Annotated in this window: 24 protein-coding genes; 2 read left to right on the plus strand and 22 right to left on the minus strand. The window is 65.8% G+C overall.

The features are described from left to right. Positions 1-88 precede the first annotated feature (88 nt). The 4 genes from N5C91_RS14280 to N5C91_RS14295 all read right to left on the minus strand — a co-directional run bounded on the left by N5C91_RS14280 (position 89) and on the right by N5C91_RS14295 (position 2,663). Positions 89-544, minus strand: a complete 456-nt coding sequence (locus tag N5C91_RS14280; RefSeq protein WP_279830193.1) for a GyrI-like domain-containing protein — start codon at positions 542-544, stop codon at positions 89-91. A 142-nt stretch (positions 545-686) separates the two neighbouring features. After that, positions 687-1,031 (minus strand): osmotically-inducible lipoprotein OsmE, encoded by a 345-nt coding sequence (osmE, locus tag N5C91_RS14285; protein WP_236171340.1) that lies wholly within the window; start codon positions 1,029-1,031, stop codon positions 687-689. An 87-nt stretch (positions 1,032-1,118) separates the two neighbouring features. After that, positions 1,119-1,325, minus strand: a complete 207-nt coding sequence (locus N5C91_RS14290) for a hypothetical protein (protein WP_236171341.1) — start codon at positions 1,323-1,325, stop codon at positions 1,119-1,121. 72 nt (positions 1,326-1,397) lie between these two features. Further along, positions 1,398-2,663 (minus strand): Hsp70 family protein, encoded by a 1,266-nt coding sequence (locus N5C91_RS14295; protein WP_279830194.1) that lies wholly within the window; start codon positions 2,661-2,663, stop codon positions 1,398-1,400. Between the two features lie 209 nt (positions 2,664-2,872). On the opposite strand from N5C91_RS14295, the gene N5C91_RS14300 reads away from it, so the two are divergent. Next, complete coding sequence (locus tag N5C91_RS14300) at positions 2,873-3,736, plus strand: oxaloacetate decarboxylase (protein WP_017518216.1); 864 nt, start codon at positions 2,873-2,875, stop codon at positions 3,734-3,736. Positions 3,737-3,757: 21 nt separating this feature from the next. On the opposite strand, the gene N5C91_RS14305 is transcribed toward N5C91_RS14300, so the two are convergent. Further along, positions 3,758-4,402, minus strand: coding sequence for a hypothetical protein (locus tag N5C91_RS14305; protein WP_279830195.1), 645 nt, complete (start codon positions 4,400-4,402; stop codon positions 3,758-3,760). Between the two features lie 180 nt (positions 4,403-4,582). Here N5C91_RS14305 and N5C91_RS14310 point away from each other — a divergent pair, with 180 nt between their 5' ends. Further along, the gene (locus N5C91_RS14310; RefSeq protein ID WP_236171344.1) at positions 4,583-4,849 is read left to right on the plus strand and encodes a DksA/TraR family C4-type zinc finger protein; all 267 of its coding nucleotides are present in this window, start codon (positions 4,583-4,585) and stop codon (positions 4,847-4,849) included. Positions 4,850-4,985: 136 nt separating this feature from the next. Here the strand turns inward: N5C91_RS14310 and N5C91_RS14315 are convergent, their stop codons facing one another. From N5C91_RS14315 to N5C91_RS14395, 17 genes are all read right to left on the minus strand, one after another. Continuing rightward, positions 4,986-7,151 carry a GAF domain-containing protein gene (locus N5C91_RS14315; RefSeq protein ID WP_236171345.1) on the minus strand — a complete coding sequence of 722 codons (2,166 nt, stop codon included), beginning with the start codon at positions 7,149-7,151 and terminating at the stop codon, positions 4,986-4,988. Then, positions 7,148-7,753, minus strand: coding sequence for a biliverdin-producing heme oxygenase (locus tag N5C91_RS14320; RefSeq protein WP_279830377.1), 606 nt, complete (start codon positions 7,751-7,753; stop codon positions 7,148-7,150). Before N5C91_RS14320 ends, N5C91_RS14315 begins: the two co-directional genes overlap by 4 nt. Positions 7,754-7,925: 172 nt before the next feature. Next, positions 7,926-10,628, minus strand: coding sequence for an autotransporter outer membrane beta-barrel domain-containing protein (locus N5C91_RS14325; protein ID WP_279830196.1), 2,703 nt, complete (start codon positions 10,626-10,628; stop codon positions 7,926-7,928). Between the two features lie 401 nt (positions 10,629-11,029). Then, positions 11,030-11,509, minus strand: coding sequence for a DUF2846 domain-containing protein (locus N5C91_RS14330; RefSeq protein WP_279830197.1), 480 nt, complete (start codon positions 11,507-11,509; stop codon positions 11,030-11,032). Positions 11,510-11,599: 90 nt separating this feature from the next. Then, the gene (gene ureC / locus N5C91_RS14335) at positions 11,600-13,300 is read right to left on the minus strand and encodes an urease subunit alpha (protein ID WP_279830198.1); all 1,701 of its coding nucleotides are present in this window, start codon (positions 13,298-13,300) and stop codon (positions 11,600-11,602) included. Between the two features lie 127 nt (positions 13,301-13,427). Continuing rightward, complete coding sequence (locus tag N5C91_RS14340; protein ID WP_279830199.1) at positions 13,428-13,733, minus strand: urease subunit beta; 306 nt, start codon at positions 13,731-13,733, stop codon at positions 13,428-13,430. Next, positions 13,730-14,236 carry a GNAT family N-acetyltransferase gene (locus tag N5C91_RS14345; protein WP_236171349.1) on the minus strand — a complete coding sequence of 169 codons (507 nt, stop codon included), beginning with the start codon at positions 14,234-14,236 and terminating at the stop codon, positions 13,730-13,732. Before N5C91_RS14345 ends, N5C91_RS14340 begins: the two co-directional genes overlap by 4 nt. A gap of 73 nt (positions 14,237-14,309) precedes the next feature. Further along, on the minus strand, positions 14,310-14,612 hold the full coding sequence (ureA, locus tag N5C91_RS14350) for an urease subunit gamma (protein ID WP_236171350.1): 303 nt from the start codon (positions 14,610-14,612) through the stop codon (positions 14,310-14,312). 1 nt (position 14,613) lies between these two features. After that, a complete protein-coding gene (locus N5C91_RS14355; RefSeq protein ID WP_279830200.1) occupies positions 14,614-15,447 on the minus strand; it encodes an urease accessory protein UreD in 834 nt (277 codons plus the stop codon). A 306-nt stretch (positions 15,448-15,753) separates the two neighbouring features. Continuing rightward, on the minus strand, positions 15,754-16,206 hold the full coding sequence (locus N5C91_RS14360) for a GNAT family N-acetyltransferase (RefSeq protein ID WP_236198991.1): 453 nt from the start codon (positions 16,204-16,206) through the stop codon (positions 15,754-15,756). Between the two features lie 230 nt (positions 16,207-16,436). Further along, positions 16,437-17,135 carry an urea ABC transporter ATP-binding subunit UrtE gene (urtE, locus tag N5C91_RS14365; protein WP_279830201.1) on the minus strand — a complete coding sequence of 233 codons (699 nt, stop codon included), beginning with the start codon at positions 17,133-17,135 and terminating at the stop codon, positions 16,437-16,439. Between the two features lie 151 nt (positions 17,136-17,286). Then, positions 17,287-18,141, minus strand: coding sequence for an urea ABC transporter ATP-binding protein UrtD (gene urtD / locus N5C91_RS14370; protein ID WP_279830202.1), 855 nt, complete (start codon positions 18,139-18,141; stop codon positions 17,287-17,289). After that, positions 18,138-19,217: an urea ABC transporter permease subunit UrtC gene (gene urtC / locus N5C91_RS14375; protein ID WP_279830203.1), complete on the minus strand. Its 1,080-nt coding sequence runs from the start codon at positions 19,215-19,217 to the stop codon at positions 18,138-18,140. The genes urtD and urtC overlap by 4 nt, the downstream gene beginning before the upstream one ends. 148 nt (positions 19,218-19,365) lie before the next feature. Then, entirely contained in the window at positions 19,366-20,955 is a 1,590-nt protein-coding gene (gene urtB, locus N5C91_RS14380; protein ID WP_279830204.1) for an urea ABC transporter permease subunit UrtB, read from the minus strand. A gap of 164 nt (positions 20,956-21,119) precedes the next feature. After that, the gene (gene urtA / locus N5C91_RS14385; protein WP_236171357.1) at positions 21,120-22,388 is read right to left on the minus strand and encodes an urea ABC transporter substrate-binding protein; all 1,269 of its coding nucleotides are present in this window, start codon (positions 22,386-22,388) and stop codon (positions 21,120-21,122) included. Between the two features lie 237 nt (positions 22,389-22,625). Beyond that, complete coding sequence (locus tag N5C91_RS14390; RefSeq protein ID WP_236171358.1) at positions 22,626-23,219, minus strand: MarC family protein; 594 nt, start codon at positions 23,217-23,219, stop codon at positions 22,626-22,628. Between the two features lie 345 nt (positions 23,220-23,564). Continuing rightward, complete coding sequence (locus N5C91_RS14395; protein ID WP_279830205.1) at positions 23,565-26,363, minus strand: hybrid sensor histidine kinase/response regulator; 2,799 nt, start codon at positions 26,361-26,363, stop codon at positions 23,565-23,567. Positions 26,364-26,438: the final 75 nt, after the last annotated feature.

Consider the following 26,438-nt stretch of genomic DNA (forward strand, 5'->3'; position numbering starts at 1 on the left):
CCTAGTCCTTGCTCGCACCGCTTCGCAGTGGGGTTTGTTCGCGAGCAAGCTCGCTCCTACAAGGAGCAGAGTGCGAGCGCGGTGCGCCTCAGTAGATCGGCACGTACAGGTCGGTTTCCGAAGCCGGATCTTCCGGCCCGAGGAAGCGCTCGGTGTAGCGCTCCAGATCCACGCCCTTCTTCGGCTCAAGGCCGTGGCGAGCCAGCAGGCTGGAATAGATGGCCTGGAAGCTGTCGGCGATGGCGCTGACCGGGCCGATGTGGGTGAACACCGCGTACTTCTGCGCGGGCACCTCGTAGCTCGTCATGCCCTCGGGCGCGGCCGCAGCGGTGTCCACCGGCAGGCCCGCGATGTAGTGAAACTCGCCGCCCGGCAGTTGGGTGCAGACGCCATAGGCGCTCTTGTCCGTGGCGCTGGCCGTGACTTCCTTCGCGCGCGGCAGGAAGCGCTGCCAGAGCTGGCCGATGCTGTCGCCCGGCGCGCTGCCGCGATATTCCATGCCTACCACGTGGAAGGCGGGCAGTTCGATGATGCGGTATTTCATGGTCGGCTCCTGAGGTGGCTGCGGGGATGATAGACGGCCACCGCGCGGTGGGAGTACCCCGGCGCACGGGAGCGGGATCGCGTACCGAATGAAAAGGCCCCCGCCGTTGGGCGAGGGCCTGGTGCTCACGCCTGCAGCGTCGTCACGGCTGGTAGTCGCGTTCGTGGCGATCCAGTTCCGAACAGGTCATGAAGCCCGAGCCATCCACCTGGCCGCTGCCGTCGAAACTCACGTAGAACGGCTGCTGCTGGCCATCCTTGCTGAGGATGTAGCTGTTGCAGCTGCCTGGCTTCATCAGGCGTTTCTGCGTCGACGACGGGGTGCCGCCGATTTTCCGGACTTCTTCCTGGCTCATCCCCTTCTCGACGTTGCGCACCAGCGGCTGGTCGCGGAAGGTGATGTAGTTGACCGGGTTCTGCACCTTGGTGGAAGCGCAGCCCGCCACCGAGGCCAGTACCATTAGCGCCAGCAGTGATCGCTTGTACATGGTGTTCTCCTTGGTTGAGCAACTCACTCGCTTAACTTGGAGCCTAGGCCATCTTCCGGCGTTCAAGAAATCTGCACGCCAGCGCGATCACTGAGCGTCTTTCAGGGCGTCGTCCAGGCGCTGCTGGCCTTGCGCGTTGGCCGCATCGACCTGCTCCTTGAGCTGTTGCATCTGCTGCTGTGCCTGCTGCGCCTGTTTGGCCTGCAGGCTGGCGGTGGCGGCGGTCTCACCCAGGCCGCAGGCGCAGAGTGAGGTGGTCAGGAGCAGCAGGCTGGTCAGTTGCAGCGGGCGCATGGTGGACTCCGGGCGCGAGGGTTGGTGCCGCCACACTAGCGCATGGCGGCACTGCCGTCAGTGAGCGGCCGCTCAGCCGTAGCGCTTCATCGCCTCGATGGCCAGGCCATTGCCGATCCCGCCGAAGCGGTCGCCGTCGACGTGGCGGGCGTTGGGCAGCATCGCCGCGACGCTCCGGCGCAATGCCGGCACTCCGGAGGAGCCGCCGGTGAAGAACACGCTGTCGACTCGTGCCGGGTCCACATCGGCCGAACTGAGCAATTCGGTGATGCTGCCGCGCACGCGCTCCAGCAGCGGGCCGATGGCGCCTTCGAACAGCTCGCGACTCAGCTCGGCGACCAGGCCGGCTTCGATGCGCGCCAGGTCGATATCGCGGCGCTCGCTGTCGGACAGCTCGATCTTGCTGGCTTCCACCTGCATCGCCAGCCAGTGGCCGGCGCGCTGCTCGATGAGCTTGAACAGGCGATCGATGCCGGTGGCGTCGACGATGTCGTAGCGCATGTTCTGCAGCGCCAGCTGGGACTTCTGCGCGTACACCGCGTTGATGGTGTGCCAGGTGGCGAGGTTGAGGTGATAGCTGGTTGGCATGAAGGCGTCGCTCTTCATCTTGCTGCCGTAGCCGAACAGCGGCATCACGCCCTGGATGCTCAGTTGCTTGTCGAAGTCGGTACCGCCGATGTGCACGCCGCCGGTGGCGAGGATGTCGCCCTGGCGGTCGGCCACTGCGCGGCGCTCCGGCGACAGGCGAACCAGCGAGAAGTCCGAGGTGCCGCCGCCGATGTCGACGATCAGCACCAGTTCTTCACGCTCGATGCTGCGCTCGTAGTCGAAGGCTGCGGCGAGTGGTTCGTACTGGAAGGAAACGTCCTTGAAACCGAGTTTCTGCGCCACGGCCACCAGGGTGTCCTGGGCTTCCTGGTCGGCCTTGGGATCATCGTCGACGAAAAACACCGGGCGGCCCAGCACCACGGACTCGAACTCGCGCCCGGCGACAGTTTCGGCGCGCTTCTTCAGCTCGCCGATGAACAGCCCGAGCAGGTCCTTGAACGGCATGGCGCTGCCCAGCACGGTGGTTTCGCTCTTCAGCAGCGAGGAGCCCAGCAGGCTTTTCAGCGAGCGCATGAGGCGGCCTTCGTAGCCTTCCAGGTACTCGTGCAGGGCCAGGCGGCCGTACACCGGACGGCGTTCCTCGACGTTGAAGAAGATCACCGAGGGCAGGGTGATCTTGTCGTCTTCCAGGGCGATCAGCGGTTCGGTGTCCGGGCGCCACCAGCCGACGGTGGAGTTGGAAGTGCCGAAGTCGATGCCCAGGGCGCGGGCCGCAGTGGTCGGGAACATGGTGCGCGAGTGTCCGGAGAAAAAACGGCCGCGCAGTTTACGCGAGTGTTCGCGGAAATTCAGGGTATCCGTCGGAAGACGATGGTGGCAAAGAGGGCTTGGGGAGTAGCTTGTAGTTTTGCTACATTGTGTTCCTGTAGTTTTCCTACAAGAGTTTTCCACTATCTGATTTCCGTTCTCCCACCCCGTATTAGCAGTTGGATCCCACCATGCACAGAGCCTCCTTCCACGAATTGCGCAAGGATTTCCGCGCCTTACTGAATTCTTCAGCCTGCTATCACACCGCTTCGGTGTTCGACCCCATGTCCGCGCGCATTGCCGGCGACCTGGGTTTCGAGGTGGGCATCCTGGGCGGTTCTGTAGCTTCACTACAAGTTTTGGCGGCGCCTGACTTCGCGCTGATCACCCTGAGCGAATTCACCGAGCAGGCCACCCGCATCGGTCGCGTCGCCCGTCTGCCGGTGATCGCCGACGCCGACCACGGCTACGGCAACGCGCTGAACACCATGCGTACCATCGTCGAGCTGGAGCGCGCTGGCGTGGCCGCGCTGACCATCGAGGACACCCTGCTGCCGGCGCAATTCGGTCGCAAGTCCACCGACCTGATCCCGGTCGAGGAAGGCGTCGGCAAGATCCGCGCGGCACTGGAAGCCCGCATCGACTCGGAGATGGCGATCATTGCCCGCACCAACGCCGAAGTGCTGGAGGTGGACGACGTGATCCGCCGCACCCTGGCCTACCAGGCCGCCGGCGCCGATGGCATCTGCATGGTCGGCATCCGCGACTTCGATCACCTGGAAGCGATCTCCCGCCACCTGTCCGTGCCGCTGATGCTGGTGTCCTACGGCAACCCCGAGCTGCGCGACGACGCGCGCCTGGCGGAGCTCGGTGTGCGCATCGTGGTCGACGGCCACGCCGCCTACTTCGCCGCGATCAAGGCCACTTACGATTGCCTGCGCGAGCAGCGCGGCGTGCATGCCTCCGACCTGACCGCTTCGGAACTGGCGAAGAAGTACACGCTGCCCGAGGAGTATCAGATCTGGGCGCGCGAATACATGGAAGTCAAAGAGTAGGACCGGCTCTCCCGCGCCGCCTCAGCCCCGCGGCAGATGCGCCAGCAGGTATTCGACCTGGGCGTTGAAGGGATAGAGCAATGTGCCTTCGGGTTTCTCCGCCTTGCGCAGGTAGCTCCAGCGCGAGAGCAGGGAGTCCCGGCTGGCACCGGCGGGTAGCGCCGCCAGGCGTTCGCCGATGCGTTCCTGCAGTACCCCGATGCGTGCCGCATCTCCCTCGTTGCCCGCTCCCAGTAAACGTCCGTTGGCCCGCCGCGCCTCCAGCAGCGCCAACTCGCGCAGCTCGTCTTCCAGCCCCTGCGACACTGGCTCCCGCGCCAGGATGAAGCTGTCGAACAACCCCGCCACTTCCTGCGTCTGCGCCACGGCTCGTTGCAGGTCCACGCCCTTGTGCGAATAGGCCGCACGCACCTGCTCCAGGGTCTGACGATAGAGTTGCCAGATATCCTGCAGGCTCGCGGCGTTCTTCTGCTGTGCAAGCTGCTGTTCGAAGTTTGAGCCGAGATTGTCCAGACGGCTCAGGAAACGCTCATCGCCCGTGGCGCTGTAGAGCAGCAGGTAGCGCTCCATGTCGCGCAGGCTGGCCTCGCTGGTATCGGCATTGGCGGCGCGCGGCAGCAGGCCGGTGAGCAACAGGCTGGCGATCAGGGCGGAGGCGTAGCGCATGGCGGTTTCCCGGGCAGACGGAAGGACCGGTCATTTTCGGCAGCCGCTGAGGTACGGAACATCAGACGCTTCTGGATTTCCAGCACGACGCACTCGTCGCTTCGCGCGCCATCGCCCTTGCAATCACCGGCGGCGCCCTGCATATCTGCAGGACACGCGAACAATCCACGGGAGGTCGCCATGGCCAGCGGCTGGGCAAACGACGGAGCGGTTCAGGAGCAGATCGACAGCACCATCGAGGACGCCATCGCACGGGCGCGCAGCCAGTTGCCCAAAGGCGAGAGCCTGAGTCATTGCGAGGAGTGCGATGCGTTGATTCCCGAGGCGCGGCGCCAGGCCATCCCCGGCGTGCGCCTGTGCGTCAACTGCCAGGCCGAGCACGACAAGGAGCAGTCCGCCCACAGCGGCTACAACCGCCGCGGCAGCAAGGACAGCCAACTGCGCTGAGCTTGTTTCGTCCAATGAGAACGGCGCCCCGCGGCGCCGTTCTGCATTGTAGGAGCGAGCTTTCTCGCGAAGCCTGGCGGGCACGGAGGCTCGAAGTGGTTCGCGGGCAAGCTCGCTCCAGCAGGGCTTTCCGCTGTCAGGATGTTGGCCTGAGCGGCACCAGCACGCTGAAAGTAATGATGCCGTCGGCCTGTTCCACTTCGATGCGGCCGTCATGGGCGCTGACGATGGCCTGGGAAATGTACAGGCCGATGCCCAGCCCGCTCTTGTTGCGGCCATGGCCGCCGGCGTCCTGTTTGAACGGTTCGAACAGGTTGGCGATGCGCGCGTCGTCCAGCGCCTCGGCTTCGTTGAGGATGCTCAGGCGCGCCAGCTCGCCCTGGCGACGCAGCTCCACCAGCACCGGACGGCCCGGGCGGCCATGATGGCGAGCGTTGCTCAGCAGGTTGGCGACCACCTGCAGGTAGCGGTCCGGGTCGACCTGTGCGTGCAGGCCATCCTCGATGGCGGTCTCGATGGAGAGGCCAGGATAGGCCACGTCGGTTTCCTGGACGATGTCGCGCACCAGTCGCGACAGTTCGGCGGCGACCGGCTTCACCGTCATCCCCGCGCCGCTCTGCAGGCGGCTCATCTCCAGAATCTGGCTGATCAGCCGCTCCATGCGGCTGCTGGAATAGGTGATGTGCTGGCGCAGCTCGGCGTTGCGCACGTCGCTGGAGGAGAGCATTGCCGCCGCCATGGAGATCGATTGCAGCGGGTTGCGCAGGTCGTGGCCGAGCACGGCGATCAGGCGCTGGCGCATGCGGTCGATCTCGCCGGCGCGGTTCAGGCACAGCTCCACCAGCTCCATGCGCAGTTTTTCGGCGATGTTCAGGTCGATGCCGGTCCAGGGCATGGAGCGCCCGCGCACGACCTCCTCCCAGGCTTCGAACGAGCCGCGCGGGGTCAGGCGCGGGCCGGAAGGACCGGTCTTGACGATCTTTTCCGGCTTGCCGCCCCAGCGGATGCGGTGCACCTGCTCCAGGCGCAGCCAGACGATCCAGCCCGACTCCTGGCGGTGGAAACGGATCGCCATGACGCCGCAGTAGCGGGTGTCGTGGGGGCCGTCGGGCAGTTCCAGGCGGCGGTCGCTGTGGAACAGGTCCAGCTCGTCGTCCTGTTGCAACTGGGCGACCATGGCCACCGCGAGGGCCTCGAAGTCGCCACCGATGCTGCTGGCGCGGCCGCCGAGCATCACCACTGCGCCGTCGCACGGCAGCAGGTCGGCGACGCTGGCGCCGGGGCGCGACAGGGCGCTGAGCAGGTCGTCGGAATCGCGGGCGCGGCGCAGCAGCGCCTGCTGGCGTTCGGAGGCCTGGCGCAGCAGTTCGCTGGTGCGGCTCTGCTCCAGACGCTCGACCATGGCGCTGCACACCTGGGAGAACACCTGGAAGGACATGCGGATCGGGTAGGGCACCACCTTCGGGCTCATGTGGTGGCAGGAGAACAGCCCCCAGAGGCGTCCGGCGACCACGATGGAAATGCTCATCGAGGCGCGCACGCCCATGTTCGCCAGGTACTCGCAGTGGATCGGCGAGACGCTGCGCAGGGTGCTGAAGCTCAGGTCGAACGGCTTGCCGCTGTGCGGGTTCAGCGTGGGGCGCACGGCCACCGGCTGGTAGGCCGCGTCACCGATCAGCCGCACCGGGTTCTGCAGGTACAGGCGCCGCGCCTGGGCGGGAATGTCCGACGCCGGGTAGCGCTGGCCGAGGTAGCTTTCCAGGTCCTCGCGGCGTGATTCGGCGACCACTTCGCCCGAGTCGTCTTCATTGAAGCGGTAGGCCATGACGCGGTCGTAACCGGTCATCCGCCGCACTTCCTCGGTGACGCTGACCAGCAGGCTCTCGACGTCGTTGCGCAGTTGCAGCTGGCTGACCAGGCGCTGGGCGTTGAGGGCGAAGGTGGTGAACGAGGCGGTGCCGGCCGCGCGCCGTTCGAACTCCAGGTAACGCACGCCGTCGTGGCTGTGGCCGATCACGTCGAAGAAGCGCCGGTTGATCCGTGCTTCCACGCTGTTGACCCAGGGGCCTTGCTCGGCCAGCCCTTCCGCGAGCATCGCCAGCACGCCGTGGCCGACGCAGGCTTCGGCCAGCGGTTCGCCCAGCGGCGGGGCGATGCCCAGCAGGGTGCCGAGGTTGTCGCTGAAGCCGAGTACGCGGCCCTGCTCGTCGAGTGCGATCAGCGCGCCGTGGGGCTGGATCGCGCCGGGCACATGGATGGGTTCGTCCTCGCAGTTGGCGAGGGTGACGGGCTGTTTGCTCATGCCGGGCCTGTCCGGTTCGGTGTGGCGTCGAGTACCCAGTCGCGGAACGACGTGAAGGCCTGCACGGCGGCGCGCTGCGCGAGGGCAATGTCTTCGGCGGTGCTGACGTGCTCGGCCAGCAGGCGCTGGAATGCGCCCCAGCGTTCGCCCGTGTGTTCGCCGTAGCCCTGCAGCCAGCGCAGCGGCAGGGGCTCGAGAACGGCCTTGAGGCGTTTGTAAAGCACGCGGCCGCCGAGGGTCGCGCCTTCGGCGACGTAGGCGATGCCGAAGGCTTCGGCCAGGTGGGTCGGCTTTGCCACGTAAGGGCAGTCGGCAGCGGACGGTTCGGCATGGGCGCCGGCCCGCAGGTCGGCTTCCAGCCAGCGGCTCTTGCCCTGGCGCAGGGCTGCATCTTCGGCGTCCGGCCAGAGCGGCCAGACTGCCTGTTCCAGCGGACGCATCCAGCCGAGCACGCGGGCTGCATGGTCGAGGTAGTCGGCGTGGCTCAGCGCGGCAGTCAGCGGCGAGCGGCTGTCGAGGTCGGCATGCAGGGCATGGGTGGCGGCGCGCAACGCGGCCAGAGCGGGCGAAATGCCCGTGCGGTCGTTGGTTTGCGGAGTCATCGCCGTCATCGCTGGTCCACCTGATTCTTCGAGCAGCAAAGCATAGCAGCAGAGCTGTAAGACTTGGCCGACGGATGAAAGCTGATCGAAATGTCAGGTGTTTCCAGGGCGGTGCCGGGACGCAAAAAAGGGCCGCCGCACTTCCGTGCGACGGCCCTCGTTCAGCGCGGGATCAGAAGTTGACCTTCAGCCCCAGGGTCACCGCCTGGTCGCGGTAACCGTTGTCGCCGAACTGCTTGCCCACTTCACCCCAGACGTTGACCCGGCTGTTCACCTTGCTGGTGGCGCCGAGCTTGACTTCGAAGATGTCGCTGGCGCCGTCCATCTCGAACTTGCTGCTGCCCATCTTCGCGCCGAAGTCCTTGGAGTTGTGGATCCAGTTGGTCTCCAGGTACGGCTCCACACCATAGGTGTTGGCGAAGCCGCCTTCCTGGTTGCTGCGCACCGCAGCGCGGGCGCCCAGGCGGGTCATGACGTTACCGTCGCCCTTGCCGGTGACCTTGGTGCCATTGGCCTCGCGGTGGCTGTCAGCCTTCACGCCCATGTACACCACCTGCGCCTGGGGCTGCACGTAGTAGCTGGCGCTCTCGGTCTTCGCCACTTCGAAGGTCTTGCCGGCCTCGATGGACGCGGTGATGCCCTTGAGGTCGTAGCTCTCCTTGGCCAACTGGTCGCCTTTCACATCGGCATCGAATTCGTTGTAGAGAATCCAGCTGTCGACATAGGCGCCGTTCTCATCGTCCCTGTTCTCGTACCAGGTGCCATAGACGCCCAGGCTGTAGCCATCGATCTCGCCGCGCGAACGGTAGCCGGTGACGCGCGACTTGGTGGTCGAGTTGCCGTTGGCGTAGCCGGCCATCACACCCAGTACCCAGTCGCCGTTATCGGTCTGCTTGCGGTACAGATCGCTGCCGATCTGCAGGACGTAGCGGTTGGCTTCGGTCTTGAGCTGGCCGGTGCTGTCTTCCCAGCGGGTCGAGCCATCGACGTTGCGCATCCACAGCATGGAAGTGACTTCCTTGCCGGTATCCGGATCGACGTAGGTCAGGTTGCCGGTACGGTCATGCAGACGGTGCAGGAACATGGTGTTGGCCGCCGCGATGTTGGCCGTATAGCTGCCGCCTTCGGGCTGGCGCACTCGGTTCTTGTCACTGGGCTTCGGCGCTGGGTCCACGGGGCCTGGTTGCTCCGGCGCGGGATCGACCGGATCGGGGTCTTCCGGGGTCGGATCGACCGGGCCCGGCGGGTCGACTGGTGGCGGATCAACTGGCGGCGGATCAACCGGTGGAGGATCAACCGGTGGAGGATCAACCGGTGGCGGGTCAACGGGCGGCGGATCCTCCGGGTCGGGATCGGTCGGCTTATACGAGGTCAGGTACCAGTCGCTGTCCGAACCGGTGGAGCCGACGAAGCTGCCGCCGCGGCGCAACACGTATTCATAGCCGCCAGCAGTGACGCGGTCGGATTTGAACTCGCCCGCGGAGGTGCCGCCGACAGTGATCATCTCGATCCCCTGTTCGGTTTCGTCGCCCAGCCCGGTGGTGTTGTTGACCGTGACGCGGGTCTCGCCCGAGGTACTGCCGGTGATGGCCAGCTTGTCGGTTTCCGAGGCGTCGTCACCCAGGTAGGTGTTCATCAGCAAATGGCCGCCGCCGCTGAAGTCGCCATCCACGGTGAGGGTCTTGTAGGTGTACGCGCCGTGTTCGTCGTGGCGGTCGTAGACCAGCTGTGCGCCGTTGCTGAGCGTCAGGTTGGTGAGGTTGGAATTGCCGGTCATGAACCACTGGCTGGCGGCGCCGTCCATGGCCAGGTCGATCACGCCATCGGTGGCGGTGCTGGTGGTGCCGTTGAGGTAGGAGCCGGCGGCCATTTTCAGGTCCAGCTTGCCGAGATTCTCGGCGTACAGGGCGGCTCCCTTGCGGTTGGCGAGATCGTCTGCCGCGCTGCTGTCGATCAGGTAGATCGCGGCGTTCTCCGAGACGATGCTGGAGTCCGCTCCGTTGGCTGCCATGGCGCGGTTGCCGTCGGTGACGGTGACCTTGGTATCGCCGTAAAGATGGACCTTGCCACCGCGCATGCCGTTGAAGTCTTCCAGCGTTTGCGCGTAGATGCCGTAGGCGTTATTCCTGCCGGTGGTGATGTCGGTGCTGCCCAGGTGAATTTCGCCGCCGCGGTTGGCGAACACGGCGTGGGCCGCCGAGCCGGACGTGCTGATGGTGCTGCCGTCGTCGATGCGAACTTCGGCATCGCCTTTGTACAGCGATGCTTCGCTGTCACGGTTACCGGCGTAGACCGCATAGCCGTTGCCGTCAGTGCCATTGCTGCCACTGCCGCTGGTGCTGATCACCGCATCCTTGCCCAGGAGAATGCGGTTGGTGCCGCCATTCTTGGAGGTATTGGCCCGCACGCCCATACCGGATGTGGTGATGCTGGCGTTGTCGCCGATGGTGACCGTGGAGTTGAAAGCGTTCTCGGTGACGTTGATGCCGTCTGCCGATGAGCCCTTGGTGACGATGGTCAGCTTGTCGATGGATATGTTGTTGGTGCCGATGTTGGCCTGGATGGCATCGGCCTTGTAGCCACTGAGCAGGCCCGAGGTGGTGCCGGTCATCAGCGTCGCTTCCTTGAGGTTCCAGGTCGAGCCGTTGCCGTACATGGCAAAGCCAGCCATGGGGCCCATGCTGCCGCGTGCATTACCGGTATCGACATGGACGCTTTCCACGGCGCTGTCGAGACCCCACCAGAGGGTTTCGTCACAGGTGTACGTCTTCCCATCGCCGCTGGTTGTGCAGGTGGCGCTGGCCGTGCCGATCTGCCCGGCCAGGGCGATGGCGAGGGCGACATGGGTCGCCAGCAGGGTTTTCTTGAAACGCATTGCAATCCTCCTTGCGCCCGCTCACTCGGTGAGCGAATGCGTATTCCGGCGCTAGGAGCCGTTCACTGGCTGAAGATCGGAAGCTTGGGCTTCCAAGAGCGGATCCTTCCTGCACCGGGAGATGGCGCCTGATCGCGTCAGGCAGGGGGAGGGTAGGGCTCCAGACTTCAGAGCCCTGCCCGTCCAGCGGCGAAGTAGCGTGCTGGACCAGTGGACTCATTGTTCAACCGGCGTTCAGGCAGCCGAATAAGACGAATCTCAATCGGCTGGGGGCAGAGCGGGGGATGGGGGAAAGTTTGATTTATGGCAAGGGGCGGACTGCCCCGGACCTTGCATCCGGGGCAGTTAACGATTTGGGGCTGCTTAAGAGTGGCTGTGGCGCAAGAGCTGCCGTGCCGTCGCTAGGGAATGGTCGGTGCATGATTTTCTATGTACATGCACTCTTTAATCTCGTTGATCCCTGCGTCTTCCGAAACTTGCGAGAGGTTCGAACTCACGGAGGTGCTGAGGCCATGAACACTGGGGTAGAACATCATGCCTCCCCCTAGTCGCAGGTAGTACACCTCACCGTTCTTTACACTGAGGGTTCCGCTCGCATCGAGCGGGAAAAGGTCGATCGCCCATTTCGTCGCGATCTTGTGAGTGCCCTCGGCGAGGTAAAAGTAGGTGAAGCTGGTGTTCTTGATTTCGCTGATTTCCTGGTCGTCGATAAGGAGCGTTGGGCTGCGCCAGAAGGGCGCAACGCCCTTGCGGTAGAGGTAGACCAGCGCTGCATCGCTTCGAGTGTGGGCCTGTTCCTTGTACGGCACGCCACTGTGTAGCGTGGTGCAGCTTGCCAGCAACAGGGTGCCGATCAGCAGAAGGATCCGGTGTAATTGCATCGGTAGAAGTCCGTTTCGGAGAGGGTGGAGAGTCTAATGTGACTCCTCCCCGAATACAGGCGCCTATTCGCGTTTCAGGCGCCAGTCACCTCAAAACAGGAAGTACCGCTGCGCCATTGGCAGCACATCGGCCGGTTCACACCAGAGCAACTGCCCGTCCGCGCGCACCTGGTAGTTCTGCGCGTCCACCTCGATGTGCGGCAGGTAGGCGTTGTGGATCAGGTCGGTCTTCTGCACGCTGCGGCAGCCCTTTACCACGCCGATGGCCTTGCGCAGGCCGAGTTCGTGGTGCACGCCGAGGTCGAACGCCGCCTGGCTGATGAAGGTCAGGCAGGTGGCGTGGCGGCTGCCGGCAAAGCTTGCGAACATCGGCCGGTAGTGCACCGGCTGCGGTGTCGGGATAGAGGCGTTGGCGTCGCCCATCAGGCTCGCGGCGATGGCGCCGCCCTTGAGGATCAGGCTCGGCTTCACGCCGAAGAAGGCCGGGCGCCAGAGCACCAGATCGGCCAGTTTGCCCACTTCGATGGAGCCCACTTCATGGGCCACGCCGTGGGTGATCGCCGGGTTGATGGTGTACTTGGCGATGTAGCGCCTGGCGCGGAAGTTGTCGTTGCGCGCGCCGTCGCCTTCCAGCGCGCCACGCTGCCTCTTCATCTTGTCGGCGGTCTGCCAGGTGCGCGTGATCACCTCGCCGACGCGGCCCATGGCCTGGCTGTCGGAGCTGATCATGCTGAAGGCGCCGAGGTCGTGGAGGATGTCCTCGGCGGCGATGGTCTCGCGGCGGATGCGCGACTCGGCGAAGGCCACGTCCTCGGCGATGCTCGGGTCCAGGTGGTGGCAGACCATGAGCATGTCCAGGTGTTCGTCGATGGTGTTGCGGGTGAAGGGCCGGGTCGGGTTGGTCGAGCTGGGCAGCACGTTGGCGAAGCCGCAGGCCTTGATGATGTCCGGCGCGTGGCCGCCACCGGCGCCTTCGGTGTGGTAGGTGTGGATGGTGCGCCCCTTGAAGGCGGCCAGGGTGGTTTCGACGAAGCCGGACTCGTTGAGCGTGTCGGTGTGGATCGCCACCTGCACGTCGAGGCGATCGGCCACGGACAGGCAGTTGTCGATCGCCGCCGGGGTGGTGCCCCAGTCCTCGTGCAGCTTCAGGCCGATGGCGCCGGCGCGCACCTGTTCCTCCAGCGGCAGCGGCAGGCTGGCGTTGCCCTTGCCGGTGAAGCCGATGTTCATCGGGAAGGCATCGGCGGCCTGGAGCATGCGCGCCATGTGCCACGGCCCCGAGGTGCAGGTGGTGGCGTTGGTGCCGGTGGCCGGCCCGGTGCCGCCGCCGATCATGGTGGTCACGCCGCTCATCAGCGCTTCTTCGATCTGCTGCGGGCAGATGAAGTGGATGTGCGTGTCGATGCCGCCGGCGGTGAGGATCATGCCTTCGCCGGCGATCACTTCGGTGCTGGCGCCCAGGGCGATGGTCACGCCGGGCTGGATGTCCGGGTTGCCGGCCTTGCCAATGGCGGCGATGCGCCCGTGCTTGAGGCCGACATCGGCCTTGACGATGCCCCAGTGGTCGATGATCAGCGCGTTGGTGATCACCGTGTCGACCACTTCCGCAGCGCAGCCCTGGCCCTGGCCCATGCCGTCGCGGATGACCTTGCCGCCGCCGAACTTCACTTCCTCGCCGTAGACGGTGAAGTCCTTTTCCACCTCGACCCACAGGTCGGTATCAGCCAGGCGCACGCGGTCGCCGACGGTGGGGCCGAACATGTCGGCGTAAGCTTGTCTGCTGATCTTCATCGGGGCTCCCTGGTCAGTCCCTGCATTGACTCGGCCCTCACCCCAACCCTCTCCCGGAGGGAGAGGGGGCTGATCGGCGCGCTGCTTTTCTCCCTCTCCCCCTGGGAGAGGGTTGGGGTGAGGGCTCTCAGAGCGCCCCCATCACCCGTCCTGCAAATCCATAAACCTTCCGCTCGCCCGCCAACTCCACCAACTCCACCTCGCGGCTCTGCCCCGGCTCGAAGCGCACCGCAGTGCCGGCCGGGATGTTCAGGCGCATGCCACGGGCCGCATCGCGGTCGAACAGCAGCGCGTCGTTGCTCTCGAAGAAGTGGTAGTGCGAGCCGACCTGGATCGGCCGGTCACCGCTGTTGGCCACCGTCAGGCTCAGCGTGCGGCGACCGGCGTTGAGTTCGATCTCGCCGGCCTGGATGTCGTATTCGCCCGGGATCATGGAGCGCTCCGTGAGTCGAGGTTCAATTGCATGAAGGTCAGGTCCAGCCAGCGGCCGAACTTCTGGCCCACTTGCGGCATCTGCCCGGTGGTGGCGAAGCCGAGGCGTTCGTGCAGACGAATTGATGCCGCGTTGCCGCTCTCGATGGCCGCAACCATCACATGCAGGCCCTGGGCGCGGGCGCGCTCGATCAGCGCCTGCATCAGGATCGGGCCGAGGCCCTTGCCGCGTTGGTCGGCGCGCACGTAGACCGAGTGCTCGACGGTTTCGCGAAAGCCGTCGAAGGCGCGCCACGGGCCGTAGCTGGCGTAGCCCAGCACTTCACCGTCGTCCTCGGCCACCAGCACCGGGAAGCCTTGCTGTGCACGCAGCGCGAGCCACTGGCGGCGGTTCTCCAGGTCGATGGCGATCTCGTTCCAGATCGCGGTGGTGTTGAGCACGGCGTCGTTGTAGATGTCGCGCAGACTGCCGAGGTCGGCTTGGCTGGCGTCGCGGATGAGCATGGCGGTTCCTCTGTTTCGTAGGGCGAATGAAGCGGTAGGCTTCATCCGCCAATGTCTTTGCGCCGCAGCGCGATCAGGCAATGGGTTGGTGCACGGTGACCAGTTTGGTCCCGTCGGGGAAGGTCGCTTCCACCTGGATCTCGGGGATCATTTCCGCCACGCCTTCCATCACCTGTTCGCGGGTGAGCAGCGTGGTGCCGTAGTGCATCAGCTCGGCGACCGTCTGGCCATCCCGCGCGCCTTCGAGCAGCGCGGCGGAGATCAGGGCGATGGCTTCCGGGTAGTTGAGTTTCACCCCGCGGGCGAGGCGGCGCTCGGCAACCAGGCCGGCGGTGAAGATCAGCAGCTTGTCCTTCTCGCGAGGGGTCAAATCCATCTCAGGTGCTCCAGATTCGGGGAGGAACGGCCTCGCGGCCGAGCAGCGCGGGCCGCAGCCGGCGCCAGAGTTCGATCAGCCAGGCGCGGGCGTGCAGCGCCTCATGGGCGAGGCAGCGGGCGACCACCAGGCCGGGCAGTTGGGTGAGGTTGCCGCGGCCCTGGCAGGGGATGGCGCGGCAGGCTTCGATGAGCGTCGCGTCGATCTGCCCGCTGGCGATCAGCGTGGCCATTACCGGGTGGCTGGCGAGGCCGATGGGCGAGTCGAGCAAGCGGTCGCCGCCGTCCACGCGCTGGCGCTCGTGCCACAGGCGCTGGCCGTCGCGGCGGATATCCAGGGCGGTGGCGAAGTGGCCCTGATCGAAGCGCTCGCCGCTGGCCGGGCGGCCGAGGGCGATGATGTCCCAGTAGAACAGCCGGGCGTCGCTCTCGAGGTCGATGCCGGTAGCCAGCTCCGCCTGGGCGCCGGAATAGACGATGGTTTCCTGCGGCAGCCATTCCAGCGTGGCGCCTGCCGCCACGCGAATATCCAGGCGCTGCGTCGCCGGGCAGGCGGCGCGGTACCACTTGGCCGCGCCGGGGCTGGTGAGCTGCGCCCAGCTGTCCTTGCCTGCCTGGATCTCGAGCTTCAGCGTGTCACCACCGGCAATCCCGCCGGGCGGGTGGACGACGATGTGCTGGCAGACCTGCGGCCCTTCCGCGTACAGGTGTTTCTGCACGCGCAGCGGGCCAAGATGCCGCCGGGTGACCGGCCGCGTGCTATCGCCGAAGCGAGCGTAGGCTAGCTCCAGCTCGGCATGCCAGGCGGGGTGGAAGAGGGTGGCCGGTGCGTTCATGGGCAGCTTCGAAACGAAGGATGCACTCGACAGAGCAAGCAGCGTGCCGGGATGCGCCAGGATAGTGCGTGGTCACTGCCCGGCTGTGTGCAGCGCAGGCGCGGCGCGGGATTGACGCTGGCGGAGGTGATTGTCCGTGCGGTCAGGAATAGGCGCGGTTGCGGTGCGTTATCGACCATTGCGCACCATGTCGGTGCGTCGACTGTAGGAGCGAGCTTGCTCGCGAACGGATGGTCAGACTAACGCTGGAAACATCGGTCAAACCGATGGTTCGCGAGCAAGCTCGCTCCTACAGAGAGCAGCGGCTCAGCCCAGCTGCTTGCGCATGTACACCCGGCGGAAGCCGTTCTCCATGCGCCGCGCGTATTCCTGGTAGCCGTTCTTCGCGTACAGCTCGATGTTCTCCACCATGCGTTCGTTGGTATAGAGGTACAGCGACTGATAGCCCAACTGCACGGCGGTTTCCTCGGCGTGGATCAGCAGCCCGCGGCCGATGCCCTGGCCGGCGCACTCGGGCAGTACGGCAATGTTGTCGAGGAGGAAGCCTTCCTCGGTCTCGCGCATCACCAGCAGGCCGACGGGTATACCGTCCTGTTCGGCAATGAGCACGCGGTCCTCGGCGATGATTGCGTGATAGTCGTCCAGCATCGGTCCCGGTTTGCGGCCGAGCTTGGGGACCCACTGGGCATAGGCGGCTGCCACGCAGACTGCGGCGAATCCGGCGTCGTCATTGACGGCGGGACGCAGGACGAGGGGCATGGCGAACTCCAGAAAAAACGAATACAGGGCCCAGCAGCTTGCCACCGGCTGCCGTCATGCGCCAGTGACAGGTCGTCTCGGGGGCTGGGTTCGCGAGGCCGAATTCGTTCCCTACGGATAAACGGCATTCCCCACATCCCTGTGGGTCACAAGCTCGCTCGTACAAGGAGCATGCAGGCCCGACCTGTAGGAGCGAGCTTGCTCGCGAACCGGCTCAGAATGCCGTCGCCTCAGATCGTCACCAGACCGCGCACGCCCTCGGCTTCCATGCCCACGCCGCGCCCCTGCTGGACGATTTCCCCGCGCGACATCACCAGATACTGGTCGGCCAGTTCGGCGGCGAAGTCATAGAACTGCTCCACCAGCAGGATGGCCATGTCGCCGCGCTGGGCGAGCTTGCGGATCACCGCGCCGATCTCCTTGATCACCGAGGGCTGGATGCCTTCGGTGGGCTCGTCGAGGATCAGCAGGCGTGGCTTGCTGGCCAGCGCGCGGCCGATGGCCAGCTGTTGCTGCTGGCCGCCGGAGAGATCGCCGCCGCGGCGCTGCTTCATTTCCCTGAGCACCGGGAACAGCTCGTAGATGTGCTCGGGCACCGTCTTGGCCTCGCTGGCGCCGAAGCGCGACATGCCCATCAGCAGATTCTCCTCCACCGTCAGCCGGGGAAAGATTTCCCGCCCCTGCGGCACGTAGGCGATGCCCGCGTGCACACGCTGGTGCGGCTTGAACCCGGTGATCGGCTTGCCTTCCCAACTGACCTTGCCTTCCTTGGCCGGCACCAGGCCCATCAGGCAGCGCAGCAGGGTGGTCTTGCCCACGCCGTTGCGCCCGAGCAGGCAGGTGACCTCGCCGATCCTGGCGTCGAAGGACAGGCCACGGAGGATGTGGCTGCCGCCGTAGTACTGGTGGAGCTTGTCGACTTGCAGCATGTGCTTGTTCCTTGATCAGTCCTGAACGTGTGGCGTGCATCGGGAGCTGTTGGGTATCGCTGCGCTCCACGCCAACCTACGCCGTACCCTCCGGCGGGTGCATCCGTAGGATGGGTGGAGCGCAGCGATACCCATGCTGTGCCGGGAGCCGTCAGCGCCCCAGATAAACCTCGATCACCTGCTCATTCGCCTGTACTTCCTCCAGCGAACCCTCGGCCAGCACATGTCCCTGGTGCAGCACACTGACGTGGTCGGCGATGCTGCCGACGAAGCCCATGTCGTGCTCCACCACCATCAGCGAGTGCTTGCCGGCGAGGGACTTGAACAGCTCGGCGGTGAACTCGGTCTCGGCGTCGGTCATGCCCGCCACCGGCTCGTCCAGCAGCAGGAGTTGCGGCTCCTGCACCAGCAGCATGCCGATCTCGAGGAACTGCTTCTGCCCGTGGGAGAGCAGGCCGGCGGGGCGGTTGCGCGACTCGCGCAGGCGGATGGTCGTCAGCACTTCCTCGATGCGGTCCTTCTGCTCGCCGGACAGCTTCGCCCTGAGGCTGGCCCACACCGACTTGTCGGTCTTCTGCGCCAGTTCGAGGTTCTCGAACACCGAAAGCGCCTCGAACACCGTGGGCTTCTGGAACTTCCGGCCGATGCCGGCCTGGGCGATGTCCACCTCGCTCATGCGGGTGAGATCGAGGGTTTCGCCGAAGTAGGCCTTGCCGTTGTCCGGGCGGGTCTTGCCGGTGATCACGTCCATCAGCGTGGTCTTGCCCGCGCCGTTGGGGCCGATGATGCAGCGCAGTTCGCCGACGCCGATGTACAGCGTCAGGTCGCGCAGGGCGCGGAAGCCATCGAAGCTGACGTTGATGTCTTCCAGGGTGAGGATGGTGCCGTGGCGCACGTCCAGCTGGCCGCTGGCGCTGGAACCGAGGCCGATGGCATCGCGGCTGGCGCCCGGGTCACGGTTGGGATCGTAGGCTGGCTCCAGCATCAGGTGGGGGACCGCTCTCATTGCTCTTTCTCCCGCTTGATCAGGCCGAGGATGCCGCGCGGCAGGTACAGGGTGACGAGGATGAACAGCGCGCCGAGGAAGAACAGCCAGTACTCGGGGAAGGCCACGGTGAACCAGCTCTTCGCGCCGTTCACCACACCCGCTCCCAGTAGCGGGCCGATCAGCGTGCCGCGCCCGCCGAGGGCGACCCACACGGCCGCCTCGATGGAGTTGGTCGGCGACATCTCGCTGGGGTTGATGATGCCCACCAGCGGCACGAACAGCGCGCCGGCCAGGCCGCAGAGCACGGCGCTCAGGGTCCAGACGAAGAGCTTGTAGCCGCGCGGGTCGTAGCCGCAGAACATCAGGCGGTTCTCCGCGTCGCGCAGGGCGGTGAGCACCCGGCCGAACTTGCTGCGTGCCAGGGCGAAACCGACCGCGAGGCTGGCCGCCAGCAGCACGACGATGGCGATGAACAGCGCCACTCGCGTGCCCGGCGCGGTGATGGAGAAGCCGAGGATGCTGCGGAAGTTGGTGAAGCCGTTGTTGCCGCCAAAGCCGGTCTCGTTGCGGAAGAACAGCAGCATGCCGGCGAAGGTCAGCGCCTGGGTCATGATCGAGAAGTACACGCCCTTGATCCGCGAGCGGAAGGCGAAGAAGCCGAACACCAGGGCCAGCACTCCTGGTGCCAGTACCACCAGGCACAGTGCCCAGAGGAAGTGCTGGGTGCCGGCCCAGTACCAGGGTAGCTCCGTCCAGGAGAGGAAGGTCATGAACGCGGGCAACTGGTCGCCGGCCGCCTCGCGCATCAGGTACATGCCCATGGCGTAGCCGCCCAGGGCGAAGAACAACCCGTGCCCGAGGGACAGCAGGCCGGCGTAGCCCCAGACCAGGTCCAGCGCCAGTGCGACGATGGCGTAGCAGAGGATCTTGCCAGTCAGCGTCAGGCCATAAGCGGACAGGTACAGCGCGCTGCTTTCCGGCAGCAGGTGCAGCAGCGGCAGGATCAGCAGCACGACGAGCGCGGCGCCGACGATGCCGGCGGTGAGTTTCGGGCCGGCCTTTTGTGCGGCCGTGACGGTGAGTGGCTGGTTCATCGGCGATTCTCCCCGACGGCCTGTAGGAACGAGGGGGACGCCATCGTTATTGCTTGCGAGCGGATTATCCGGTGGCGTCGAAGTGATGCAGGTTCGCGAGCAAGCTCGCTCCTACCAAGAGCAGTCAGTTCGAGCATGGGAGTCTTCATCAATCGATCACCCTCCCTTTCAGAGCGAAGAGCCCCTGCGGACGTTTCTGGATGAACAGGATGATCAGCGCGAGGATCAGGATCTTGCCCAGCACCGCGCCGATCTGCGGTTCGAGGATCTTGTTCGCCACGCCCAGGCCGAAGGCGGCCAGCACGCTGCCGGCGAGCTGGCCGACGCCGCCGAGCACCACCACCAGGAAGGAATCGATGATGTAGCTCTGGCCCAGGTCCGGACCGACGTTGCCGACCTGCGACAGGGCCACACCGCCCAGCCCGGCGATGCCCGAGCCGAGGCCGAAGGCGAGCATGTCGACGCGGCCGGTGGGTACGCCGCAGCAGGCCGCCATGTTGCGGTTCTGGGTGACGGCGCGCACGTTCAGGCCCAGCCGTGTGCGGTTGAGCAGCAGCCAGGTGAGCGCCAGTACGAACAGCGCAAAGCCGATGATGACGATGCGGTTCCACGGCAGCACCAGGTTGGGCAGCACCTGGATGCCGCCGGACAACCACGCCGGGTTGGCCACCTCGACGTTCTGCGCGCCGAACAGCACGCGCACCAGCTGGATCAGCACCAGGCTGATGCCCCAGGTGGCGAGCAGGGTTTCCAGCGGGCGGCCGTAGAGATGGCGGATCACTGTGCGCTCCAGTGCCATGCCGATGCAGGCGGTGACCAGGAAGGCCACCGGCAAGGCCAGCAACGGGTACAGCTCCAGCACGCCGGGCGCGTAACGCTGGCAGAGCAACTGCACCACGTAGGTGGAGTAGGCGCCGAGCATCAGCATTTCGCCGTGGGCCATGTTGATCACCCCGAGCAGGCCGTAGGTGATCGCCAGGCCCAGCGCGGCGAGCAGCAGGATCGAACCCAGCGACAGGCCGCTGAAGGCCTGGCCGAACAGGTCGCCCATCAACAGCCGCCGCTTCACCTGGCCGAGGCTGGTGGCGGCGGCAGTGCGCACGGACTCATCCGGCTCGACGGCAGGATCGAGGAGGTTTTCCAGGCGGGTGCGTGCCTGCGGATCGCCGGATTCGCCGAGCAGGCGCACAGCGGAGAGGCGCACCGCGGGCGCCGGATCGGCCAGCTGCAGGTTGGCCAGGGCCAGTTGCAGCGCGGCCTTGACGCCGGCATCGGACTCTTCGTTGAGACGGTATTCGAGGAGCGTGCGCTGCGCCGGGCGGGCGCTTTTCTGCAGTTGCCGTGCGGCGTCCAGGCGCACCTCGGGGTTGTCGGCGACCAACTGGTGGCTGGCCATGGCGGTATTCACCAGGCCGCGCAGACGGTTGTTCAGGCGCAGTTTGTCGGGCTCGCCGACCGGTCCCGCGCCACCCTCGGCGGCGTGGTACTGCTGGTCGTCGCCGAGGATAAAGGCGCGGTCCTGCGCGTCGAGGGCCAGGCGAGCGGACTGGATGGCCTCCAGCAGGGGCAGGCGATCGACGTCGGGCGCGGCGGCCCATTGTTCGAGCAGTTTCGCGCGGCCGTCATTGTCGGCACTGGCGAAATCCTGCGCGGGGCCGGCGAAGGCGGGCAGCGCATAGAGCACGGCCAGCACGAGGGCGCAGGCGCGGAACAGGCGGTGGAGAAAGGCAGTGGGCATCGTCATATCCCGGCACGCAGGAGTCTGGGATTCCCTCACCCCGGCTCTCTCCCGGAGGGAGAGGGGGAAGAGCGGAGCCGGAGTGCGGGCTGACAGTCCGCGCCGTCCGGTCCCCTCTCCCTCCGGGAGAGGGTTAGGGTGAGGGGCTTTCGCTTCCCGAAGGATCAGTTACTACGCACCGCGTAATCCGGCTTCTTGTCGTTGCCGGGAATGAACGGGCTCCACGGCTGTGCGCGGATCGGCTCGGGAGTTTTCCAGACCACGTTGAACTGACCGTTGTCCTCGATCTCGCCGATCATCACCGGCTTGTGCAGGTGGTGGTTGGTCTTGTCCATGGTCAGGGTGAAGCCCGACGGCGCCTTGAAGGTCTGCCCGCCCATGGCCTCGCGGACCTTGTCGACGTCGGTGCTGCCGGCCTTCTGCACGGCCTGCGCCCACATGTGGATGCCGACGTAGGTGGCCTCCATCGGGTCGTTGGTCACGGCGGTGCTGTAGTTGGGCAGGTTCTTGGCCTTGGCGTAGGCCTTCCAGTCGGCGACGAACTTGCTGTTCTCCGGGTTCTTCACCGACTCGAAGTAGTTCCACGCAGCGAGGTTGCCCACCAGCGGCTTGGTGTCGATGCCGCGCAGTTCTTCCTCGCCCACGGAGAAGGCCACCACCGGCACTTCGGTGGCTTCCAGGCCCTGGTTGGCCAGTTCCTTGTAGAACGGCACGTTGGAGTCGCCGTTGACGGTGGAAATCACCGCGGTCTTGCCGCCGGCGGAGAACTTCTTGATGTCGGCGACGATGGTCTGGTAGTCGCTGTGGCCGAACGGCGTGTAGACCTCCTGGATGTCCTTGTCGGCCACGCCCTTGCTGTGCAGGAAGGCGCGCAGGATCTTGTTGGTGGTGCGCGGGTAGACGTAGTCGGTACCGAGCAGGAAGAAGCGCTTGGCAGCGCCGCCGTCTTCGCTCATCAGGTATTCCACCGCCGGGATGGCCTGCTGGTTCGGTGCGGCGCCGGTGTAGAAGACGTTGGGCGACATTTCCTCACCCTCGTACTGCACCGGGTAGAACAGCAGGCCGTTGAGTTCTTCGAACACCGGCAGTACGGATTTGCGCGACACGCTGGTCCAGCAGCCGAAGACCACCGCGACCTTGTCCTGGGTCAGCAGCTGGCGCGCCTTCTCGGCGAACAGCGGCCAGTTGGAGGCCGGGTCGACCACTACCGCTTCGAGCTTCTTGCCGTTCACCCCGCCCTTGGCGTTGATCTCGTCGATAGTCATCAGCGCCATGTCCTTGAGCGAGGTCTCGGAGATCGCCATGGTGCCGGACAGCGAATGCAGGATGCCGACCTTGATGGTCTCGGCGGCCTGGGAGCTGAACGGGAACAGACCGGTGAGCAGCAGGGCACTCACGGCCAGCGTACTTTGCAACAGCGGACGACGTTTCATCGCGGCAGCCTCCTTGGCTATCCAGGGGCGGGGAGTTGCCGGTGCGGCAGCTTCCCCGGAAATGGGGCGATCCTTGAGCGGGATCGAAGCTGCCATCGCAGCATCCGTGCCAAACAGGCAAAAGCCTTGGCGCAGATAGGCTGCACGCGATTTTCTGTCGAAATGGTGAGGTTTTTCAGTGCGCAGCTTTGGTGCGCAGAACGCCCTTTGGTGCGCGGCGCTCCCCAAAGGAGCGCGTCATTGCGGGAGGAAGTAGCCGCGCACGCCGGTCATGATGATCTGTGCGGCAAGGGCGCAGACGAACAGCCCCATCAGGCGGCTGACGATCATCAGGCCCTGCTCGCCGAGGACCTTCTCGATCTTGTCGGAGAGGTAGAGCGTCACCCCCACGGTCAGGCAGGCCAGGAAGATCGCCGCCAGGGCCTGCAGCTTGTGCTCCCAGTCCTGGTTCACGCCCATCACCAGCAACGCACCGATGGTGCCGGGGCCGACGGTGATGGGGATGGTCAGCGGGACGATGGTGACGTCCTGCTGCACGTTGTCCGCCTGCACTGCCGGGCGCCCCTGGGCCATGCCCAGGGCGGAGATGAACAGCACCGAGCCGGCGCCGATGCGGAAGGCGTCGGCAGTGATGCCGAACAGGGTGAAGATGTAGCGCCCGAACAGGTACAGCAGCACGCTGGCGATCAGCGCCGCCAGGGCCACGCGCCAGGCCATGCGCTTGCGATCACGCGGGGCGAAACCGCGGTTCAGGCTGATGAAGCACGACAGCACGAAGAACGGGCTGTAGAGCACCAGCATCTTCAGGTACACGCTGAACATCACTTGCATGGGAACGACTCGTCCGGATTGAGAGGGCGCGGCAGGGCAAAGCATAGCGGGTGGTTCGGCGGGCGGCATTGCGGCTGGGCAATTCGCGCGCGGTGCCTGATCCGTGCCTGCAGGAGCGAGGGGGACGCCATCGTCATTGCTCGCGAACGGACTTGCCGGCGGCATCAGAGTTGAGCGGGTTCGCGGGCAAGCTCGCTCCTACCAGGCTATCTGGCAACCCGGCACGGTGTTTGATTCGTGGGTAGGAGCGGACTCTGTCCGCGATCGACTGCGCATCGCGCCGGAGCCCAATCGCGGACGGAGTCCTCTCCTGCGCCAAGGGATAAACCGTGCGAAATACCGGAGTCAGGAGGGAAGGGCGTTGCTCTGCTGCTGGCGCAGGCGGCGATCACGTTCGCCGACCCAGTAGGCCACCAGCTCGCGCAGTTGCGACAGCTCCACCGGCTTGGCCATGTGGCCGTCCATGCCCACCAGTCGCGCGCGTTCCTTGTGCTCGCTGAGGATGTGCGCGGTGAGCGCCACCACCGGGGTATGCGGGCGGTGTTCGCTGGCTTCCCAGGCGCGCAGGCGCTCGGTGGCAGAGAAACCGTCGAGTACCGGCATCTCGCAGTCCATCAGTACCAGGTCGTACTGGGTGGACTTCATCGCGGCCAGGGCTTCCTCGCCATTGCTGGCGGTATCCGGTTGCAGGTTGAGCTTGCTCAGCATGCCGCGGATGACCTTGGTGGAGATGCTGTTGTCTTCGGCGACGAGGATGCGGAAGTCGCTGGGCGGTACGTTGGAGACCGGCTCGCTGGCCGCCGAGAGATAGTTGCTCACGCCACTCGGGCCGCGCTGCGATAACTCCTCGGCGAGGGTCGCCTTGAGCGTATAGCCGGCCACCGGCTTGGCCAGGATGCGCTTGATCCCGGCGTTGCGCGCGATGATCTTGCTCGGCGCGTTGCTGATGCCGGTGAGCATGATCAGCAGGATGTCGTGGTTGAGGTTGGGGTCTTCCTGGATCTTGGTAGCCAGCTGCATCCCGGTCATGCCGGGCATGTCCTGGTCCAGCAGGACCACATCGAAGTACTCGCGCAGGTGCGCCTTGGTGCGCAACTGGGCCAGCGCTTCCTTGCCCGAGGACACCGCACTGACGTTCATGCCCCAGGCGCTGCACTGCTGTACCACCACCTTGCGGCACGTCTGGTTGTCGTCCACCACCAGCAGGCGCGCGCCCTGCAGCGGACCGTCGAGGTCGGCGCCGACCTGGTCGATCTGCTGCGGGTCCAGTGGCAGGCTGAGCCACAGCAGGTTGCCGGAGTCGCCGCCTGAGTCCCCGCTCTCGATACCAAAATCGCCAGACATCAGGCGGATCAGCTGGCGCGCGATGATCAGGCCGAGGCGGCTGCTCATGCGGGTGGCGGAAAGGAAGTCGCGGCTGTGCAGTTCGGCGGTGAGCAGCGCCTGGCGGTCGGCGCTGTCCAGGGGCCTGCCGCTGTCCTGCACGGCGATGCGCAAGCGCGGCTGATCGGCCGAGCCATCGAGGGCGACGACGAGAAGGATCTCGCCCTCGTCGGTCTGCTTGAAGGCGTTGTCCAGCAGGCTCAGCACGGCCTGGCGCAAGCGCGTCGGGTCGCCGCTGACGATGCGTGGCACCTGCGGCTGGGTGAAGCTGATCAGCTCGACCTTCTGCTGCTCGGCCTTGGCGCGGAAGATCGCCAGGCAATCCTCGATCAGCGCGCCGAGGTCGAACTGCACTTCGTCCAGCTCGATCTGCCCGGACTCCAGCTTGGAGATGTCGAGGATCTCGTTGATCAGCGAGAGCAGTTCGTTGCCCGCGCTGTGGATGGTTTGCACATAGTCGCGCTGCTTGGCCGAGAGCGGGGTGCCGAGCAGCAGCTCGGTCATGCCCAGCACACCGTTCATGGGCGTGCGGATCTCGTGGCTGATCTTCGCCAGGAAGTCACCCTTGGCCTTGAGTTCGGCGACATTGGCTGCCCGCACGCGGCTGGCGGCGAAATGGTCGTTCTGGATTTTCCGCTGGCGTTCGGCCAGGGCCAGGCTGAGCAGGAAACCGACCACCGCCGACAGCCCCAGCAGGCCGCTGCCGAGCCATTCGGCGCGGGTCGCCGCGTAGCCCAGCAGCGACGGCAGGCACAGGCACCAGATCACGACGAAGAGGCCCATGCCGATGGCGAACAGGCGCGCCGGCCGGTAGGCGTGGATCCAGTAGTAGACCGCGACGCCGAGCATGCCCAGGGTCACCAGGGTGATCAGCCCGTATACCAGGCTGCTGACGGACAGGGAGAACAACAGGTTGAGCGCGATGCCCAGCACCACGAGTGCGGCGGTGCCGCCCAGCAGCAGGCGCCTGAGCGGCAGGCGCGGGCTGAGGCCTGAGAAGAAGCTGGCGGTATAGCCCAGCGCGCAGAACAGCGTCACCACCAGGCAGGCCAGGGCGGCCATCGGCTGCAGCGACTGGCTGTTGCCGTACCAGGGGCTGAGTAGGCCGAACAGGTTGAGGCAGGCCAGCAGCAGGCTGGCGTGTACGCCGGCCAGCCACAGTCCGCTGGCAACGCGGGTGTAGGCGAAGCGCACGAGGTTGTAGGCCAGCAGCATGGCCAGGCAGCCGATCAGCACGCCGAAGTGCAGCGGGCGCTGGTCATTGCTTGGCTGGCCGGCGGCCTCGATGCTGATGTTCGGCCGCAGTGGCATCGTCGAGGCGAGGCGCAGGTAGAGGTCCAGCGGCTCGGCGGCGGCGCGCAGGGGGATCACCAGGTCGCTGTTGAGCAGTGGGCGTTGGACCGGGGAGAGGTTGCCGGCACTCTTCTGCTCGAGGACCTTCTGTCCGTCGAGGATGAACATCTCGAAGCTGTCCAGGCTCGGGGCGAACAGGCGCAACTGCTGGGGCTCGTCGTTGGCGGGAAGGCGGAAGTGCAGCCAGGTCGCGCCGGGGCCGGCGGGGGCGTGCAGGTCGCTGATGTCGAGGGGGCTGAAGAGGGTGCGGTAGCGTGGGGAAATCACGTCCTGCAATTGCAGGCGGGCGTCACTGTCATGGAGCTGGGACCAGCCGGGATCCTGGCTTGCCGCGTAGGTCGGAAGACAGACCAGAGCGGCCAGCAGCAAGCTGACGAGGAGTCCTGTGGCAGTCCAGAGCCGACGCACGGCGAAGTCCCTTCGGTAGTGAGTGGGCGGATTATAGCCAAGTGTGCTGAAGGCCGTAATCCACCCGTGCACGCG

This window comes from Pseudomonas sp. GD03903 (assembly GCF_029840045.1).
In the GTDB taxonomy this organism is placed as follows: Bacteria; Pseudomonadota; Gammaproteobacteria; order Pseudomonadales; family Pseudomonadaceae; genus Pseudomonas; species Pseudomonas pseudonitroreducens.

What these genes read in the sequence shown, in the direction of transcription:
- N5C91_RS14280 (WP_279830193.1), bottom strand. Translation starts at nt 544, where the DNA reads ATGAAATACCGCATCATCGAACTGCCCGCCTTCCACGTGGTAGGCATG.
- osmE (WP_236171340.1), bottom strand. Translation starts at nt 1,031, where the DNA reads ATGTACAAGCGATCACTGCTGGCGCTAATGGTACTGGCCTCGGTGGCG.
- N5C91_RS14290 (WP_236171341.1), bottom strand. Translation starts at nt 1,325, where the DNA reads ATGCGCCCGCTGCAACTGACCAGCCTGCTGCTCCTGACCACCTCACTC.
- N5C91_RS14295 (WP_279830194.1), bottom strand. Translation starts at nt 2,663, where the DNA reads ATGTTCCCGACCACTGCGGCCCGCGCCCTGGGCATCGACTTCGGCACT.
- N5C91_RS14300 (WP_017518216.1), top strand. Translation starts at nt 2,873, where the DNA reads ATGCACAGAGCCTCCTTCCACGAATTGCGCAAGGATTTCCGCGCCTTA.
- N5C91_RS14305 (WP_279830195.1), bottom strand. Translation starts at nt 4,402, where the DNA reads ATGCGCTACGCCTCCGCCCTGATCGCCAGCCTGTTGCTCACCGGCCTG.
- N5C91_RS14310 (WP_236171344.1), top strand. Translation starts at nt 4,583, where the DNA reads ATGGCCAGCGGCTGGGCAAACGACGGAGCGGTTCAGGAGCAGATCGAC.
- N5C91_RS14315 (WP_236171345.1), bottom strand. Translation starts at nt 7,151, where the DNA reads ATGAGCAAACAGCCCGTCACCCTCGCCAACTGCGAGGACGAACCCATC.
- N5C91_RS14320 (WP_279830377.1), bottom strand. Translation starts at nt 7,753, where the DNA reads ATGACTCCGCAAACCAACGACCGCACGGGCATTTCGCCCGCTCTGGCC.
- N5C91_RS14325 (WP_279830196.1), bottom strand. Translation starts at nt 10,628, where the DNA reads ATGCGTTTCAAGAAAACCCTGCTGGCGACCCATGTCGCCCTCGCCATC.
- N5C91_RS14330 (WP_279830197.1), bottom strand. Translation starts at nt 11,509, where the DNA reads ATGCAATTACACCGGATCCTTCTGCTGATCGGCACCCTGTTGCTGGCA.
- ureC (WP_279830198.1), bottom strand. Translation starts at nt 13,300, where the DNA reads ATGAAGATCAGCAGACAAGCTTACGCCGACATGTTCGGCCCCACCGTC.
- N5C91_RS14340 (WP_279830199.1), bottom strand. Translation starts at nt 13,733, where the DNA reads ATGATCCCGGGCGAATACGACATCCAGGCCGGCGAGATCGAACTCAAC.
- N5C91_RS14345 (WP_236171349.1), bottom strand. Translation starts at nt 14,236, where the DNA reads ATGCTCATCCGCGACGCCAGCCAAGCCGACCTCGGCAGTCTGCGCGAC.
- ureA (WP_236171350.1), bottom strand. Translation starts at nt 14,612, where the DNA reads ATGGATTTGACCCCTCGCGAGAAGGACAAGCTGCTGATCTTCACCGCC.
- N5C91_RS14355 (WP_279830200.1), bottom strand. Translation starts at nt 15,447, where the DNA reads ATGAACGCACCGGCCACCCTCTTCCACCCCGCCTGGCATGCCGAGCTG.
- N5C91_RS14360 (WP_236198991.1), bottom strand. Translation starts at nt 16,206, where the DNA reads ATGCCCCTCGTCCTGCGTCCCGCCGTCAATGACGACGCCGGATTCGCC.
- urtE (WP_279830201.1), bottom strand. Translation starts at nt 17,135, where the DNA reads ATGCTGCAAGTCGACAAGCTCCACCAGTACTACGGCGGCAGCCACATC.
- urtD (WP_279830202.1), bottom strand. Translation starts at nt 18,141, where the DNA reads ATGAGAGCGGTCCCCCACCTGATGCTGGAGCCAGCCTACGATCCCAAC.
- urtC (WP_279830203.1), bottom strand. Translation starts at nt 19,217, where the DNA reads ATGAACCAGCCACTCACCGTCACGGCCGCACAAAAGGCCGGCCCGAAA.
- urtB (WP_279830204.1), bottom strand. Translation starts at nt 20,955, where the DNA reads ATGCCCACTGCCTTTCTCCACCGCCTGTTCCGCGCCTGCGCCCTCGTG.
- urtA (WP_236171357.1), bottom strand. Translation starts at nt 22,388, where the DNA reads ATGAAACGTCGTCCGCTGTTGCAAAGTACGCTGGCCGTGAGTGCCCTG.
- N5C91_RS14390 (WP_236171358.1), bottom strand. Translation starts at nt 23,219, where the DNA reads ATGCAAGTGATGTTCAGCGTGTACCTGAAGATGCTGGTGCTCTACAGC.